Origin of the sequence: Alkalihalobacillus pseudalcaliphilus, assembly GCF_028610675.1 — a bacterium.
GTDB classification, from domain to species: Bacteria; Bacillota; Bacilli; order Bacillales; family Bacillaceae_D; genus Alkalihalobacillus; species Alkalihalobacillus pseudalcaliphilus.
The window spans coordinates 372,329-389,587 of sequence record NZ_JAQQWS010000001.1 but is presented as its reverse complement, the minus strand read 5'-3'; the positions used below and the strand labels follow the sequence as shown (position 1 = coordinate 389,587).

At 37.2% G+C, this 17,259-nt stretch carries 16 protein-coding genes; 4 read left to right on the top strand and 12 right to left on the bottom strand.

Annotated features, from left to right (window positions below; translation table 11 throughout):
- The first annotated feature begins 43 nt into the window (after window positions 1-43).
- Window positions 44-766 (top strand): metallophosphoesterase family protein, encoded by a 723-nt coding sequence (locus PQ479_RS01915; RefSeq protein ID WP_047989267.1) that lies wholly within the window; start codon window positions 44-46, stop codon window positions 764-766.
- 51 nt (window positions 767-817) lie between these two features.
- On the opposite strand, the gene PQ479_RS01910 is transcribed toward PQ479_RS01915, so the two are convergent.
- From PQ479_RS01910 to ilvA, 5 genes are all read right to left on the bottom strand, one after another.
- Window positions 818-1,249, bottom strand: coding sequence for a BrxA/BrxB family bacilliredoxin (locus PQ479_RS01910; RefSeq protein WP_047989268.1), 432 nt, complete (start codon window positions 1,247-1,249; stop codon window positions 818-820).
- Window positions 1,250-1,603 carry a thioredoxin family protein gene (locus PQ479_RS01905; RefSeq protein WP_047989269.1) on the bottom strand — a complete coding sequence of 118 codons (354 nt, stop codon included), beginning with the start codon at window positions 1,601-1,603 and terminating at the stop codon, window positions 1,250-1,252. It abuts the gene before it with no gap.
- 123 nt (window positions 1,604-1,726) lie between these two features.
- A complete protein-coding gene (locus PQ479_RS01900) occupies window positions 1,727-2,002 on the bottom strand; it encodes a DUF2524 family protein (protein WP_047989270.1) in 276 nt (91 codons plus the stop codon).
- A gap of 62 nt (window positions 2,003-2,064) precedes the next feature.
- The gene (gene rnz / locus PQ479_RS01895; protein WP_047989271.1) at window positions 2,065-2,982 is read right to left on the bottom strand and encodes a ribonuclease Z; all 918 of its coding nucleotides are present in this window, start codon (window positions 2,980-2,982) and stop codon (window positions 2,065-2,067) included.
- Window positions 2,983-3,250: 268 nt separating this feature from the next.
- Entirely contained in the window at window positions 3,251-4,498 is a 1,248-nt protein-coding gene (gene ilvA / locus PQ479_RS01890; RefSeq protein ID WP_047989272.1) for a threonine ammonia-lyase IlvA, read from the bottom strand.
- A 303-nt stretch (window positions 4,499-4,801) separates the two neighbouring features.
- On the opposite strand from ilvA, the gene PQ479_RS01885 reads away from it, so the two are divergent.
- On the top strand, window positions 4,802-5,008 hold the full coding sequence (locus PQ479_RS01885) for a hypothetical protein (RefSeq protein WP_047989273.1): 207 nt from the start codon (window positions 4,802-4,804) through the stop codon (window positions 5,006-5,008).
- 44 nt (window positions 5,009-5,052) lie between these two features.
- Here the strand turns inward: PQ479_RS01885 and PQ479_RS01880 are convergent, their stop codons facing one another.
- From PQ479_RS01880 to PQ479_RS01870, 3 genes are all read right to left on the bottom strand, one after another.
- Window positions 5,053-5,436 (bottom strand): YppE family protein, encoded by a 384-nt coding sequence (locus PQ479_RS01880; protein ID WP_047989274.1) that lies wholly within the window; start codon window positions 5,434-5,436, stop codon window positions 5,053-5,055.
- 59 nt (window positions 5,437-5,495) lie between these two features.
- The gene (gene racA / locus PQ479_RS01875; RefSeq protein ID WP_047989275.1) at window positions 5,496-6,029 is read right to left on the bottom strand and encodes a chromosome-anchoring protein RacA; all 534 of its coding nucleotides are present in this window, start codon (window positions 6,027-6,029) and stop codon (window positions 5,496-5,498) included.
- A gap of 818 nt (window positions 6,030-6,847) precedes the next feature.
- Window positions 6,848-7,816, bottom strand: coding sequence for a DUF2515 family protein (locus PQ479_RS01870; protein ID WP_047989276.1), 969 nt, complete (start codon window positions 7,814-7,816; stop codon window positions 6,848-6,850).
- A 156-nt stretch (window positions 7,817-7,972) separates the two neighbouring features.
- On the opposite strand from PQ479_RS01870, the gene recU reads away from it, so the two are divergent.
- Together recU and PQ479_RS01860 are read left to right on the top strand one after the other, a co-directional pair.
- Window positions 7,973-8,596, top strand: coding sequence for a Holliday junction resolvase RecU (recU, locus tag PQ479_RS01865; RefSeq protein ID WP_047989277.1), 624 nt, complete (start codon window positions 7,973-7,975; stop codon window positions 8,594-8,596).
- A 31-nt stretch (window positions 8,597-8,627) separates the two neighbouring features.
- Entirely contained in the window at window positions 8,628-11,264 is a 2,637-nt protein-coding gene (locus tag PQ479_RS01860) for a penicillin-binding protein 1A (protein WP_047989278.1), read from the top strand.
- Window positions 11,265-11,369: 105 nt separating this feature from the next.
- Here PQ479_RS01860 and PQ479_RS01855 read toward each other — a convergent pair whose 3' ends face one another.
- The 4 genes from PQ479_RS01855 to PQ479_RS01840 are packed head-to-tail and all read right to left on the bottom strand — an operon-like array spanning window position 11,370 to window position 16,860.
- Complete coding sequence (locus tag PQ479_RS01855; RefSeq protein WP_047989279.1) at window positions 11,370-14,966, bottom strand: dynamin family protein; 3,597 nt, start codon at window positions 14,964-14,966, stop codon at window positions 11,370-11,372.
- A 17-nt stretch (window positions 14,967-14,983) separates the two neighbouring features.
- Complete coding sequence (locus PQ479_RS01850; protein ID WP_047989280.1) at window positions 14,984-15,484, bottom strand: YpoC family protein; 501 nt, start codon at window positions 15,482-15,484, stop codon at window positions 14,984-14,986.
- Entirely contained in the window at window positions 15,481-16,137 is a 657-nt protein-coding gene (gene nth / locus PQ479_RS01845) for an endonuclease III (protein WP_047989281.1), read from the bottom strand. The genes PQ479_RS01850 and nth overlap by 4 nt, the downstream gene beginning before the upstream one ends.
- An 18-nt stretch (window positions 16,138-16,155) precedes the next feature.
- Window positions 16,156-16,860 (bottom strand): DnaD domain-containing protein, encoded by a 705-nt coding sequence (locus PQ479_RS01840; protein ID WP_047989613.1) that lies wholly within the window; start codon window positions 16,858-16,860, stop codon window positions 16,156-16,158.
- Window positions 16,861-17,259: the final 399 nt, after the last annotated feature.

Here is a 17,259-nt window from a genome sequence, read left to right as displayed (position 1 = left end):
GTCACTTGTCTGTTATACTAATGGTAAAGGGAGGTTATAAGACATGCGTTTTGCGTTTTTATCAGATATTCATGGTAACGCCACAGCACTTGAAGCGGTTATTCATGATATACGACAGCAAGAGGTTGATCAAATTTTTGTTCTAGGAGATATATGTTTCCGTGGTCCTGAACCAAAACGTTCACTTGATTTAGTCCGTTCCCTTGATGCTAAAGTGATCAAAGGTAACGCAGATGAGTGGCTTGTAAACGGATTTGCCCCAAATGATGTACCTGAACAAGTTTTAGAGAAAATGAATGAAGAGCGAGATTGGACTTTACAACGATTAAATGAGGAGGATTTGTCTTATTTAGCTGAACTACCGACAGAGCTCGTTATTGAAGATGGTTTGGATATTATTATTCATGCATTTCATGCCACACCTAATGATTTATTAACACCTGTTTTACCAGATGAAACCGATAAAATCGAAGATATCATTATGAAACGTGATGATGCAGATTTATTCGTTTATGGACATACACACTTACCGTTTGTACGTTCATTATTAGGTAAAAATGTAGCAAACACAGGTAGTGTCGGTATGCCTTTTGACGGTCATCCACTTGCCTCATATTTAATCGTCGAAATTGAAGACGGTAGACATCGACTTCATTTAAATCGTGTACCTTACAATCGTGAACATGTTGTTGAGTTATACAAACAAGGAAGTTACCCCAATATTGAGACAATGGGACAAGTTATTTTCTACGCTATCAAACCATAATGAAAAAAAGAGTATCGATCATGATACTCTTTTTCTATACAGAATGTATGCTTAACAATAATCATTATAGGCTTGAGCTAAGTTTTGAATAATCGTAATAGGTTCTTGACCTTCTATATGTTCACGTGGTATAAAATGAACGACTTCATTGCCTTTTAACAAAGCCATTGATGGTGAAGACGGTGGGATATCTCCAAAAAAGCCACGCATTGTTGCTGTTGCCTCTTTATCTTGTCCGGCAAATACCGTTACTAAATGGTTAGGCGTCTTATCATGCTGTAACGATGTAATCGCAGCAGGTCTTGCTAACCCTGCCGCACATCCACAAACTGAATTTACTACAACTAAGGTTGTTCCTTCCGCTTCATTCATATACGTATATACATCCTCTGCGGTTGTTAACTCTTGAAACCCAGACTCTGTTAATTCTTTTCTCATTGGTAATACAACTTGTTTCATATATTCTTCATAAGCTGATGACATTTAATTATCCCCTTTATCTTTATTTTGGTTTAATCGGTTTTTCACTAAATAAGGCTGTAACGTTTCAAATAAAAATGGAACTGATTGAAAGGCATATATACGTTCTACACCTAAGCCATTTTGAAAAACAAACAGAGCTGGCACACTTTCTATCTTCCATTTCTTTGCGAAATCGGGGGCATGATTAATATTTAGTTGATGAATTATAAGGCTTTCATCTGTAGCTTCAATGACTTCAACCATTTTTTTAGCTAACTTACACGTTCCGCAAAGTGGTGTATATACGTACAAAAACTCAACCGAATTCCGACTATTTAATTTGCTTTGTAAATTTTCCACATTAGTTTCTTGCATACTTTCCCCTCTTTTATATATCCACTGTCCACATTGTAACAGATTTCAGCCAAATTAGCACGATTTGAAACGCTAAAAAAGCATTAGTGACAACGATTCACTAATGCTTTACATCACTACTTTCTAACGATAATGACTTAAATCTTTAAGAATATAGCGGTTTTGTAGCTGACGAAGTTGCTCTTCTGTTCGACTTAAGTGATATTGTTGTTCCTTTGTTGCCGAACGTTTTAAGTCTGTTAATTCTTCACTTATTTCTTGAAGCGCCAATTGAGCTCGTTGGAAGTCCTCTAAATACATCGGTTGTACTTTTTGCATATTCGCTAAGGCCACCTCTGCATACTGCATCGTTTCTTCAGCCTTATTCATAAAATTATCTAACTGTTTTCGAACGGTCATACACTTGCCTCATTTCCATTGTACTTTCTCATACTATGTACGTGTGCGACTGTTTTTATTCGTTATTTAAGTTTAAAATACATCTGGTCGTGTGCAATTAATGTCTCTTTAAAAAACTGCTTCGCTTCTTGAAGTAGGGCTTCATCCTCATCGACATATCTCGAACTAATATGAGTTAAAATTAATTGTTTGACGTTAGCCCTATCAGCAATAGATGCTGCATTTTTAATCGTTGAATGGCCAAACTTATTCGCTTGCTCTTCTAGTTCACTTCGAAACGTCGCCTCATGTATAAGTAAATCAGCATGCTTAGAAAAATCAATCAGCTCCGTTTTTGGCCGCGTATCACCAGCAACAATGACCGTTCTTCCTTTTTTCGATGGTCCTACGAATTGACGAACATCAAGATTTGTACCATCAGCTAAGGTGATGGCTTCCTGATTTTTTATTTTTTGATAAATGGGGCCTGGTTGGATGTCAAACTCTTGTAATTTATTTACGAGTAATTCCCCTTGTTTATCGTCTTCTGTAAGTTTATAAGCAAAGCTTGGCATCACGTGATCGAGTGGGAAAGCTTCTACTTTGATCCCATTTTCATGGAATAACGTCTTTTCTTCTGTAACCTCTATAAAGTTAATTGGGTATTTCAAATAAGTTTGTGATATTTTTAACGACTGCGTAACAAACTCCTCTATCCCTTTTGGTCCATAAACAATAAGTTCTGTCGTTGCACCTTGAAAGGATCGAGAACCAATTAAGCCAGGAAGTCCAAAAATATGATCACCGTGTAAGTGACTGATAAAAATTTTTTCTATCTTTGTTAAAGAGATCGGTGTTTGTAAAATTTGATGTTGTGTAGCTTCTCCACAATCAAATAACCATTGTGGTCCATTTCGTTTTAAGAACCGTAAAGCTAATCCACTAACATTTCGTTTTGTAGCTGGTATACCAGCACCTGTTCCTAAAAAATAAAATTCCAAGCTTATTCCTCATTTCTAACTGCTATTCATTCCCAATTATAACATGAAGTTTATGAAAGGTCATAGTTTGTCCCTTCGGAAATCGATCGCTACAGGAATGGGGAGCACGCTTTCCGCAGGCAGATAATGCCATTATTCCTGTTACCTAGCACTATTTTCGTTTTTTTAATGGTGGTTTTGATTCAGCTATAAGTGTTGATATTTGATGTTGTGTTTATAAATAAAAGAACGTCCGATTTTTGTTAGTCGGTACGCTCTCCACTCTCTTTTAGATTAGCAAATTAAACAAGCTTTCATTTTTATTAATCTCATGATATCCGAAGCCTTTCTTTTCTAACCTATCAATAAAAGCTTCATAATCGCTTTGTGCTTTAAGTTCGATCCCAATTAATACAGGTCCGTTTGATTTATTGTTTTTCTTTGTATATTCAAAACGGGTAATATCATCATTTGGTCCAAGCACTTCTTGAATAAACTCTCTTAGTGCACCAGCACGCTGTGGGAATTGAATAATAAAGTAATGCTGTAATCCCTCATAAATTAAGGAACGTTCGGACATTTCCTGCATCCTACCAATGTCATTATTCCCACCACTCACAACACATACAACCGTTTTGCCTTTTATTTGCTCCTTATATAAGTCCAAAGCAGCGATGGGCATCGCTCCAGCAGGTTCCGCTACGATTGCATTTTTGTTGTAAAGTTCTAATATCGTCGTAGAAATTTTCCCTTCAGGTACTAGGATGATATCATCTATGTATTGCTTACAAATTTGATAAGTGACTTCACCCACTCTTTTAACAGCAGCACCATCAACAAATTTATCAATCGATTCTAATTCAATCACTTTACCTTGGTTGATGGATTCCTTCATAGAGGGAGCTCCTTGTGGTTCACAACCAATTAACTGTGTCAGTGGACTAATACTTTTAATATAAGTGGCCAAACCACTAATTAAGCCTCCACCACCGATTGAAGCAAAAACAAAATCAATATTTTCTTCGATATCATTCATGATTTCAAGACCAACAGTCCCTTGCCCAGCAATCACTTTTTCTTGATCAAAGGGATGAATAAAGCTTAAGCCTTCTGCTTCTTTAACCTTAATCGCCTCATTAAAAGAATCATCAAATGTATCACCAGTTAAAATAACCTCTACAAAGTCCTTTCCGAAAAATTGAACTTGATCGACTTTTTGTCTAGGTGTCGTGGAAGGCATAAATATTTTCCCTTTAATTTTGAGCTTATAACATGAGTAAGCGACCCCTTGGGCATGGTTTCCAGCACTAGCACAAATGACACCACGCTCCCTCTCCTCTTCATTTAAACAACTAATTTGATAATAGGCCCCACGTATTTTAAAAGAACGTACGACTTGCAAGTCTTCTCGCTTCAAATAAACACGACATTGATAACGTTCTGATAAAACTTGATCATATTGTAGCGGTGTATGGGTTACAATATCTTTTAAGCGTTGATTGGCGATAATGACATCTTCTAATTGTACAAATTCCATATCAGCTATCCTTTCAATATCCCTTTATTTTGTATATTCAGAATTTAAGAATAGTATCATCTTACCATAATGATCTGGATTTGATAAGGTATTACCACTAATTCATTGTTTCGCTTTAACGTTTAAAAGGGTTAATTGAAGACTGTTCTTCCTATTTACACCCAGAATGACATCATAACTATTATACGAAGGGCTCAGAGTCTTTTCTGTTTCGTGAATATGTCTGATATTTGTTGATTATTTATGTATTCGACACTATAATAGGATCGATACATATAGGAGGATTTTAAAGGAGGGTTGATCATGACTAAAAAAGTATTAGCAGCTATAACAGCTATTTTTGGCATGTTATTTATTCCATTTCATACAGTACTAGCCGCGGGTGGAGATTCTGGAGCAGGCGATGCTGCTGCTTCAGGAGATTGGGGAATGACGACAATTCTACTGTTAATCTTATCAGTAGCAACACTCGTTACGATGGCCTACTTACTTATTACTGATAACGGATAACAAGTTAAAATGCAAAACGTGTGGCAACATTTGCCACACGTTTTTTAGTTCCCTTTTGTTTTTAGGGCATCTGATAATTGATTAAGTACGTAAGCAACGGATTTATACGTTTCTAGCTGAATTTTTAGGCTCGTTTTAGGATAAAACGTTTTGATCGCTACATTCTCAAAGTTGTCCACTGTTTGGTCAATTTGATTGGGGAAAATTTGATTCGGTTTATATTCATGTATGAAAGTAAGGGCCAATCCCTTCCATATTGAAGTCAAAGAAGTAATTTCATCTGTAAATGGTTTCACTGTTTCGTAAAAATTAGGCTCATAGCTTTCATCTTTCTTAACAGTCTCCACAAAAAACTGATGGGCATATTGATTCTTTTTCATTAATTGCTCATTAATGGTCATAAGTTGTTCGAGCTTTTTTTCTTGCATACGACACCTCCAAGTCTGATCTTATCAAACTTGGCAACTGCTGAAAAGGTTAGAAGTGTTTATCCTGGTATAAACATTTGCACAAATGACTTCCACCGCTTTTTCGGTTCCGCACCTGCCGCTACTGCTAGATGTTGCTCAGAGCTAGCACGAACCTTATCTTCCATACTATCCAATCGAGATTCAAGACGTTTTAACATACTAACCATATCTTCGATCTCGGCTCGATGTTTTAACAATTGATAGCTAACAACCTCATCCGCCTTTTGAGACAGTCTATGTTCTAAATCCATCACTCTTTCTAGGACATCCTCCAGCTTTTGTTCATACTCACTTTTACTAACCATCTGTTTCTGTGGTTTCATTTGAATCATCTTGCCATTGGATTGTATCTTCACTTCACGCAGTATTTTCCCTTGATTTAGTTGGTCCTTAATCGACTTTAGCACCATAAACTGTTCTTCTGTGAAAAAGTAATGACCATGCTCATTCGTTTCACAGCCAATCGCAAAATATTTAACCCACCTTTGCACAGTTGTTGGGTTGACAGAAAGTCTTTCAGATACTTCTCTCGTTTTTAATAATTCGTTCATCATACATCCCTCCGTTTATTTTATTGTTCTACTTCATTTCAACCGCCATAAAAAAAAACCTTCATACGTGACAAAACTAGAATTGTTTCGGCAAAGAAAGTTGAAATCTAACAGATTCCTTCAATGGAGTTGCAAAAGCTGACGATTTGAATCATGTGTTTAGTTTTTTGTATGAAAGTTACTTATTGGCGATAGTTTGTGCAGTGAAGTTAGCTCGTCATCCATCTTGCGATCAATGACCTTAGTAGGACAGTGCTCCCTGTTTGTTCAGGCCGACTCCTGATGGTGATCGAGTTGTAAACGTGCCAATAGTTTGAACAGTCGCCACTACTTTCATCTTTGTTGGTGGCGGAGTGAATGGGGCTCCGCCATGCGGGTTTTGTATGAAAGTTACCCTAAAGGCAATGTGCTCTTCTTCAAAAATCGCTCCAGGAATGGGAGCACGCTTTCCGCAGGTGGGCGCTGATCTAACTTGCTAACGCAAGTGAATCTCAGCCTGTCCTCTTCTCCTGCAGGAGTCTGCTCCCATTCCCTCCGCTAAAGGTTAAGCTTACTCATTGATTAGAGCATTTCTCATACATAAAATAATATGAAAAGTAATGAAGAACTAATAAAGAAAGAAGCAAAACCAAATTGAGAATATCGTTCCAGTAATTCGGAAGACAAAACATCAAATTGCCTGAAGAGCTGAGTAATTAAGGGCTAATAGCTAATCATCACTTTCATTTTTGTTGGTGGAGAAGTGAATCGGACTTCGCCATGGGTGTTTTGTATATAAGTTATCCTAAAGGCGATGTGCTCTTCTTTGAAGTGTGTAATCATCGTCTATTTTTGGCTTTGAGTGCTATTTGAATAGGAGCCCATTCTTTTTGTTTCCACTTTAACCATGTTGTTCGTTCTTTTGGTACTTGATCATGATGAGGCTTCGTGTACTTTTTGATTTGTTTTCTAGTTAAATCCCAACTTACATAAGATTGTTGCTCATGTGTAAAGCTCGGTAAAGCAAGCCTTAACAAAGGGGTCTGCTGTTCGCTTTTCCATTTTTCACACAAGCGTTCATAATCATTTCTCGAACCGGTATGAGTTGTTTTCCTTAAAAAGGCGTAAATATCTCCGTAACAAAGTGGATGAAATAAAATATGAGCTAATTCCTGGCCTATTTTTATTCGTTGTTCAACCTTTTTGAAGTCACTCACTGTCACTCCATATATCCGTTTTTTTAATGTCGGCAATAAGACATAACTTAGATGAGCGTGATCTTCTAATATAAAAGGGGCCGAATTTAATATGTACGCTTGTGCAAAATTAGTTTGAATGAGCTGATGTTCAAGATGGGTTTGTTCATTGATAATCTGAGCAACCATCAAGCGCCCTTCATCTTTTTTTTCCCAAAAGTGAAACCATTCTTGCCTGATATAGCTTGAAACCTGAAAATTGGTCAATAATGAAAACAAAGGAGCATCATATTTTTTCGATAATTGATATAGTAATAACTGAGGATATGCATCTTCAAATATTAACCAATTAGCTCTTTCAAAAAATAAAGTGAAATTAACGCGTATCTGTGTTGAAAGCAGTGATTGAAACATTGTACTTTGCAGCAGCGTTATATGGTAGCCAGCATTCCTTGAAACGGCAGAAGCTAATAAAGCCCATTTAATCTCTGGGTTCTGTTGATAAAATTTCAAATAGGCTTCCGTTCGACTTATATTATCATGATTATGTTTTTTTGTTTGCTGTCGTAACCATGTGACCATTTTATTTATTTGGCTATCATTTAATGCCATAGGGCTTTACACCTTCTTTCACAAAACTTTATAATCTTAAGATGTTTCTTCCGTTAATTTATTTGGTATTTATGGTAATATAGTTTGATGGGGAAAATATATGGTATGTATAGATTCCCTTAAATCTTACATTTTATGAAGGGTGGTTACGCAGTAATGACAATCCGCTACCCAAACGGCAAACGATATGAGCAAAAACCATTACAAAAAAAAACGGCTACTCAACGAAAATTAAGCTTTAGTAATCGCGGTATGTCATTAGAAGATGATATTAATGAGACAAATGAATATTATCGAATTTCTCAAATAGCTGTTATTCATAAAAAACCGACCCCCGTACAAATTGTCCAGGTCGATTATCCAAAAAGAAGTGCAGCAGTGATTAAAGAAGCTTATTTTAAACAAGCTTCAACGACAGATTATAATGGGGTTTATAAAGGTCGTTATATTGACTTTGAAGCGAAGGAAACGAGAAATAAAACCTCCTTCCCCCTTCAGAATTTTCATGAACATCAAATTGAGCATATGAAAGCGATCCTTCAACAAAATGGAATTGCCTTTATACTTATTCGTTTTGCATTAACAGATGAGGTGTTTTACTTAGATGCCCACTACTTAATAAGTTGTTATGAAGCACAAGAGTCAGGTCGAAAATCAATACCAAAAACGGAGATCGAAAAGTATGGTCATTTAATTCAACTAGGCTACCAACCACGCATTGACTATTTAAAAATGGTTGAGCACTTATATTTCTCTACACCGACTGAAACACCTAACTGAATGATGATTTTTACTTGAAAGGAAGAATGGAATGTCAGATCAAAATCATACAAATCCACCTAATTCAAAATCTAGAGTGGAGAAAAGAAAACAACAAAATAATAATGAGAAGAAATCAAAGAGTAAAAAAGGTTTATGGAAAAAGATATTTTTAACCTTAGTCGCCCTATTTATGCTAGCAGTTGTTGTGGGTGGTATTACAGTATTTACGATTGTTCAACAATCACCAGATTTAGACCCTGATCGCCTCGTCTTAACACAAGGTAGTGAAATCTTTGACCAAAATGATGCTCAAGTTTCCATGTTAAATTCTAGCGAGGCTCGAATAAATGTCAATTATTCTGATGTTCCTCAAGTTTTAGAGGATGCCTTCTTATCCGTTGAAGATGTCCGTTTTAGAGAACATTGGGGTATGGATATGCGCCGCTTCTTTGGAGCTGTTTGGGCAAACATTACAGAAGGCTTTGGAGCCGAAGGTGCTAGTACGATTACCCAGCAACTTGTAAAGAACTTATTCTTATCAGAAGAGAAGCGAATCTCAAGAAAAATTCAAGAAGCGTATTTAGCGATTCAATTAGAACAGCAATATTCAAAAGACCAAATATTAACGATGTATTTAAACCAAATCTATTTAGGTAGTGGCGTCTATGGAGTTGAAATGGCTTCCCAACGCTATTTTGGTAAATCAATCGCTGATTTAAATGTCGAGGATGCTGCATTACTGGCAGCAATTCCAAGAAGGCCGAGTTATTATGACCCGCTACACAATCCAGAGAACGCGGAAAGTCGTCGAAATGTCGTGCTTTCTTTAATGGAACAGCACGGTAAACTTTCAAGTGAAGAGGCAACAGCGGCCAAAGAAGTACCGATTGAAGATCAATTAAATCCAACTGTACAAGAGAGTTACCCACACGAGTCTTTTTATAACTACGTGATGAAAGAAATTGAACAAATTGATGGTATAACCATTAATGACGTCTATAATTCAGGATTAAAAATTTATACTACCTTAGATGTTGATGCTCAGGAGCACTTAGAAGAAGTGCTTGCGTCCGATGAATATATTACTAACTTTCCTGATAATGAAGATTTTCAAGCCGGTGTAACGGTTTTAGATACTCAAACGGGAGCAATCAAAGCATTAGGAAGTGGTCGTGAAGCGACTGGTCACCAACGTGGCCTCAACTATGCAACAGATGTTCAAAGACAGCCAGGTTCAACGATTAAACCGATCTTAGATTATGGACCTGCAATTGAACATTTACAATGGTCAACGGCACGGATTATGAATGATAAACCGACTACCTATGAATTTGAAGATATACCTGTCAATAATTTTGACCGAAGGCATTTAGGAGAAATGTCGATGCGCGAGGCACTTGCCCGCTCACGTAATACAACAGCGATTCAAGCCTTACAAGAGGTTGGCGTGGAAAAAGCAGCTGAATTTGCTAATAATATTGGTGTCGATACCGAAAATGGCGATGACCCCATGCATGAATCATTTGGTTTAGGTGGGTTCACAAATGGTGTGACCACATTAGAACTAGCTGGTGCTTATGCTGCGTTTGGTAATGGTGGTACGTATACAAAACCATATGCGATTCGTAAAATTGTTTTTCCAGATGGCCGTGAATTACATCTTGAGCCTGAATCACATAAAGGCATGGAAGATTATACAGCATATATGATTACAGATATGTTAAAATCCGCTGTTTCATCTAGTTATGGTACCGGTAGTACGGCCAATGTTTCAGGTGTACCAGTTGCAGGTAAAACTGGTACGACAAACTTCCCAGAAAATATAAGAGATGATTACCCAAGAGATGCAGTCCCTGATTCTTGGTTTGCTGGATATTCAACAAGGTACACAATTACTGCATGGATTGGTTTTGCTGAACGTGGTGAAAACAATTATATAGGTAATACCGAAGAAAGACGAATCCCACAGCATATCTTTAGAGAAATGATGACGTATCTATCGGCCAATATTGAAACACCAGATTTTACGATGCCAGATTCTGTTGTTCGAGTTCCTGTAGAGCGTTCAACTGGTTTACGACCAAGTCCATTTACACCGAGTAGTGAAATTCGTGAGGAGTTATTCGTGAAAGGAACAGAAACAAATCAGGTATCTGACCGTTACGTCGATATAGACGCACCAACTGGTTTATCTGCTTCTTATCAAGAAGACCAAGATCAAATTATTGTGACGTGGAATTATCCAGAAAATTTACGTGATGATGTCAGCTTTGAAGTAAGCGTGTCCGTTGATGGTGGTAGTAGTGAAACCGTTCAAGACTCTAGTGACATGCAATTCATCCTTAATGCACCTGAACGTGGTTCAACCTATTCGTTCTCTGTTGTAGCTGAATATGATGGTGAGACAAGTGACCCTGCTACTACTTCAGTGGCTGTCCCTGAAGCTACGGAAGAAGAGGAAGAGCCAGATGAGGAAGAAACCCCACCAGATGAAGAACAGCCAGGTAATGGTGATGATGATCAAAATGGTGACAATACTAATGGTGGTAATGATGACGAAAATGGCGATGGCAATAATGATTCTAACCCTGATGACGGAGAAGAAGATAACCCTGATGAAGACGAGAATCAAGGCCAATCTCCCCCAGATGAACAAGATGATGATGAACAACCTGACGAAGAGTAATCAAGTAGTTTTATCAGGTCAGTCTTTTTTATAACCATAAGATCAATAAAGAAACCTTTCATTCTCATGAAAGGTTTCTTTTATGCATGGAGTAACGAAAAAACCTTATAAACGTAACGATTGTAAACTAATAGCTTGAAGCTGTTTTAATTCCTTCACTAATTGCCCTTGCTCTACCTCCGAAAACAGCAGATCAAAATTGTCTCGTTCAGCAGCAATCTGTTTTAGTATATGCTCACTCGCTCGTTTGTCTAACACTTGAACTACGTCCTGCAATTGAGCAGCTATGACCATTTCTGTTTGCTTTAAGGCATCTTTACCTTTACTACTTGCGATTTGAACAAGCTTTTCTTTTAAGGCTTTTGTTCCACCTTCTTCAAAGAAATGTTTTGGTGATTTAAAATCGTCCAAAAAATCACTAGGGTTCATGTCAATAAAGCTTTCATTAAAATCAAACTTAAAGTCAAACTGAAAATCATCTTTTTCTATCATGAAATGCGGGAACGATTCTTTTATCTTTTCTGCGATTCGATTTTGCCAGTTATCATAAGCTCTGCTAACGGTTAGTTCGATTCTAACAAAGGTTGCCTCAAGCTCCTTTTGTAAAAATAATTCCGCTTCTCCCTTCCACTCTCTAATTCCTTCCATTAAACTCGCCTGCTGTTGTCTCTTCGTTTTACCTGTCAAAGTGGTGACATTGATAGCACTAATATAACCATCGGATAAAACGTAAGATAATCGCTCACGCAAATAGACCAATAATTGTTCTAATTCATGTTGGACTTGAGCCGATTCAATCGATAATGCATTCTTTTTCATAAAATCTTGAAGCTGAGCGACTTGATTTTTCATTTCTTCAAGCTTCCGCTGTCTAAAGCCTTCATCACTTTGGATGTAAGCTAGATTTGCCTCCACCTTCTTTTGATAAGTGGCAACATCTTCAATTAACAATCTGATATTAAGCTTCTTTAAATCCTCTATCGTATGCTGGTAAAACTGTTGCTCAAACTGGACAAATTCCATCCCCGCTTGTGATGGCTGTCCTTTTTTATAAAGCAATCCTTGTTTACTTGAAAGATGATATAATCTAGGTTCTTGTAACCCATTTCGTGTTAACTCATCATATACATGCTTTTTTACACCATTAAGTTCACGTTCATTACCCGCTAAGTCTGCCGCATTCAACACAAAGTATAATTTATCTTCGTGAAAACCTTCATTCACTTTGGCTACCTGCTGTAAAAACCACTCATCAGCTTTAGAAAAAGCATGGTTATAATAGGTTAAATAAAACACGGCATCTGAATGTTTAATTTGCGTAAATGCCACATTTGTATGACGACCAAAAATCGAATTTACTCCTGGTGTATCAACAAGCTCAATTCCATTTAGTGTCAGATGACAATCATAATAGACATCAACCGCGTAGATCAGACAGGCTTTGCTTTCTTCTGCAATAAATGCTTGGGCACCTTCAACCGTGACAACTTCTTTTGTATTTAATTTCGAACGGTCTTGATTCAGACTTTTCTTTAACGTTAATAAATACTCAGCAAGCGTTTTTTGTGAACTTTTTGTATAACTAGAAAGCTGTGGTCGCCATGACAAGAGCTGATCGAGATTGAGTTCCTCCCCCAATTGCTTACCGACATAACGAATTTCTTGCTCCAGATTCTCCGTTGATTTGAAAAATAAAACTGCTTGATTATGAGCATATTCCGCGGTTGAACGCTTAATTGTATTGATCGTTGCTGTCGTTGGATGAGGGGATACTGGCAATACTTGTGCTCCTAATAAGGCATTAGCAAAGCTTGACTTTCCTGCACTAAATGCACCAAATAACGAGATTCTAAACGTTTGATTCTGTTCACGTCTAAGTCGTTCTTGTAAATGTTTTCTTTCTTTTTCGAGCGATCGAGATCCGTGGTTAGATTGAATCCAAGATTTTAATTGCTCCATTTTTTCCGTTGAAAGTTCAAAAGGTACTTCTTCCTCACTAGATGTGAGATCTTGTTGCCAATTGGTTTCAATGACACTTTCACTTGGTAAGCTTAGATCGATAAATGGCGTCAGGTCTAGATTTTCTGGAAAGCTTTTATTGGATATAAGATCAATCGTTTTAAGAAAATCTTGATCTTCATATTGTTCCGCTTCCAACGCGATCCGCTTATGAAACAATGCAAACATTTCTTTCGCTTCCTCTATTTCACCAAAAATAGCACGAACAGACTGGAATTTCGCTTGCTTTTCTGTAAGCTCAGCGATTTCCTCTTCGCGAACTGGCTGTAATTGCTCCATTGCAAAGCGCAAAACACCTCTTGCTTTTTCAACTAATATTTTTTTGATTTTTGCTTCTCTATCCTTTGTAAAAACAAACACATAATCCCGATTAATATGTTTTGGAATATCAACCTCCTCAAAAAAGTCTTTCGTTAATTGTATATCGATCTGAGCTATCTCTTGTTCTAATTGCTCTTTTTCAACAATTTGGTCACGCTCAATCATTTCAAAGGTTTTCTTTAAATGAAAAACGAGTTGACTTTTGATCTTGTCGTCTAATTCTTTGATGAGTGCTTCCAACCTAGAATTTCTTTCTAACTCAGTTTTCTTTTTCGAAGCAAATAAACCCACTTTAAAAGATTGGTCTTTACTTTCTAACCATTTCCTAGTTAAATCCGTTGTTGCAAAAGGAAAAATGGTAACTTGTTCAAATAAATGACGCCATTCTTGCTCGAATTGCTGCTCCCATACATCTACCTGTAACGTTAATTGCTCGAGCCTCTCTTCCATCACTTCTTTATCTGTGATTGCATCTTCACCAAAACCTTTCTCTGCTAGATGCTCACGAGCTTGCTCGATCAGTTCATCTAAATCAAACTCCAGACGGGATTTTGCACTTAATAATAAGCTTTGCTTCATGCGATCATTAGATAAATATGTTAATTGTTCCCCATGATATAAAATCGCCTTCATCTTTCGCTCAAACTCAAAGTACTCATTGTTGATATCCTGGGGTTTCTTCATACTCGTATAAAAGAGCTGTAAATATTGGATATTCCAGGCACGGAATCCTTCGATTACGCGACGATTGAACTGTTCAAACGAAATTTCCTTTTCATCATGTTTATCTACTTGATTAACAATGAGAATCAAAGGTTTGCGCTCTTCTGAAAGCTTTCTTAAAAAATGTAAATTCGTTTCTGATTGAACATGATTATACTCCATCACATAAACAATTAAATCCGTTGTATAAAGTGCTTCTACCGTCATTTTCTGATGACTAGGGTCCGTGGAGTCAATACCAGGTGTATCGTAAATAATACTTGTTCCTAAGAAAGGGAGAGGTGCATACATGCTCATTTCTGAGATTTTTTCACCGTCCATCCCCCACTCGCGTATTTTCTCCCAAGGAATATCCCCTGTCCAAGATTGCGTCTCTCCATCACTACCACCTACCGTAACACCAAGCTCACCTTGTTCGATCGAGACTAAGTTTGCACTAGTTGGAATTGGACTCGTCGGTAAAATCTCAGCTCCTAATAATGTGTTCATGATTGTCGATTTACCAGCAGAAAAGTGTCCACAAAACGCCACTTCAAAAAAAGGTTTTTCTTTTTTTTCATCAATAATATGTAATCGCTTTAATTCTTGCTCATTTAATAAACCTGTTATAGGTTGATTGTGTAACTCTTCTGATAACATTCTAACCCGCTCCTTGGTCATTCTTTCTTTTTCTCTTTTTTCTCGAGTAGTGATACACGTATAAGTAATTTCTTCAATTCAGAAAATAACATCTCTAGTTGTTTAAATGATTGAAAGTGATCGAGATGTTCAAGTATATAAGGGATTCTTTCTTCGGCATTGACCGGACGATTCGGTAGCTTATTTATTTGAGACCCTAAATCCTTCAAACTTGTGACGCGTTGTCGATTCAGCCAAAAAACACCTTGAATGATTAAAGCACTCATCGAAAGCATTAACTGCTTGGCTTGTTCATTTTCCCTTTTATTAAAATATTCTTTCATTAAATAATGGTTCTTCTCCCAATAAGAAAAAATCTTCTCTAATGATTGAGTAGGGTTTTGCCATGGCTTTTGTTGCTCTTGTAAATCCCAATAAAAATAAACGTCCAGCCATTGCTGCTCTTCATGAGTCGGTTCAAAAATTGAGCTCTTTTCATAGTAAAAAGGACGAACTTGAAAAGAAAGTGGAAGCTTCATGAAATAAGCTTCCCCTTCATTCGTTTCTTTCCTTCTCGACACTTGTCTAATAATGGGCACTCTAAACATTTTGGTGACTGGGCCCTGCAATGATAACGTCCAAAAAAGATCAGCTGATGATGGGTATCTGACCAGCGCTCTTCTGGAATTTTTCTCATCAACGTTTCCTCTACTTCACGAACATTGTCTTTCCAACGACAAATCCCTAGACGTTTACTCACACGCTCAACATGAGTATCAACGGCAATGGCAGGTCTTCCAAAAGCCACAGAGGTCACAACGTTGGCCGTTTTCCGTCCAACTCCAGCTAATTGCACAAGTTGTTCCCTTTCTTTTGGTACTTCTCCACCAAAATCGTCGATTAAAGAACGAGCTAGCTTTTGAATATTTTTCGCTTTACTTCGAAATAAACCAATGCGACGAATATCTTCCTCTAATTCCTCTTGTGGGACCATCAAATAATCTGTTGGCGTTTGGTATTTCTTAAATAGATCAGGTGTCACTTTATTAACAAGTGCATCTGTACATTGAGCAGATAGTACAACCGCAATGAGCAACTCAAATGGATTAGAATGAGTCAGTTCACATTCTGCTTCTGGAAAAAGTTTGGCTATTTCATCTATCGCTTCCATGGTCTGTTTTTTACTTAACACCGTATTAAATCCCCTTTTCTAGCTTTCTAACCAATTAAAACTCGGATATGCATTCGATTTTAATCGTTCTTGATCTGTTGATTTTGTTTTCGTTTGATGCTTACGGAATTTCTCCCCGTACGCTTTAGCTTGTTGTAGCGTTTGTACGCCATTCCGTTTCCATTCAAATAAAATCCGGTCAATATATCTAAAGTTGAGCTTACCAGACACAACGGCTTCTCGTAATGCTGCTATGATTAACTCTGTCTTATGACCATCCTCATCCAACCACATCGATAACGTTTCCGCTTCGATTGGAGACAACGGTCTTGAGAATTCCGCTTCAAATCGTTGATATAATTGGCCATCATCTGTTTCTTTTTGCTGCTCATCTTGTTGTTGTTCTTCATATTTAATCAGTTGATATAGTTTGAGCCAAAGCGGTTCCATGGAATAAAACTCGTACATTATTCCGTGTTCATCCCAATGATTCTCTAATGATAGAAACCCACGTTGACATAGGTTTCCTAACAAGCTTGAGCACTCCTCTACTAGTGCGGTCATACGCGTTGCCAGTAACTCAGGAGTTGGAAACCTTTCCCCTTGCTCTATAAAAGACTGTACATGTAAAAGAACGATTAACTCTTTTTCGTTTAGCCCTATTTTTGTATATTTTTCTAAAAGGATTTTTGGCACAGAAACGGTTCCATGCTGCATCCACTTTACCCAAATGTTTTGTTCCACCATCTTCAAACACCTCTAACTAACAGTATAACACGATTTAGCTATAAAACGATTCCGTTCGACCAAGGTTCCATAATCTTTCTTAACATACACTTGACGTATTATTGTATGAAAGTTAGTGCGAACATGGAGCGTTACTCATCGCTACCGAAAATTATGCTGCGCTAGGTAGTGCTAATTCTCAAGTTAAAATCATTCTTACAAAAATGATTAAAATGAATAAGAAGAAAAAAAGAGAGAGTAGTTACTCATCAGGACTTGTATCCAACATCCAAGTGTTTTTGGTTCGTTAGTCAAGCACAAGTTATCTCGAGAAATGAGCACCATCCATCCATTTAACTTTCATACAAAACCATTTCTTCAAATGAAAAAACGAATGAATTCAAGATTCATTCGCTT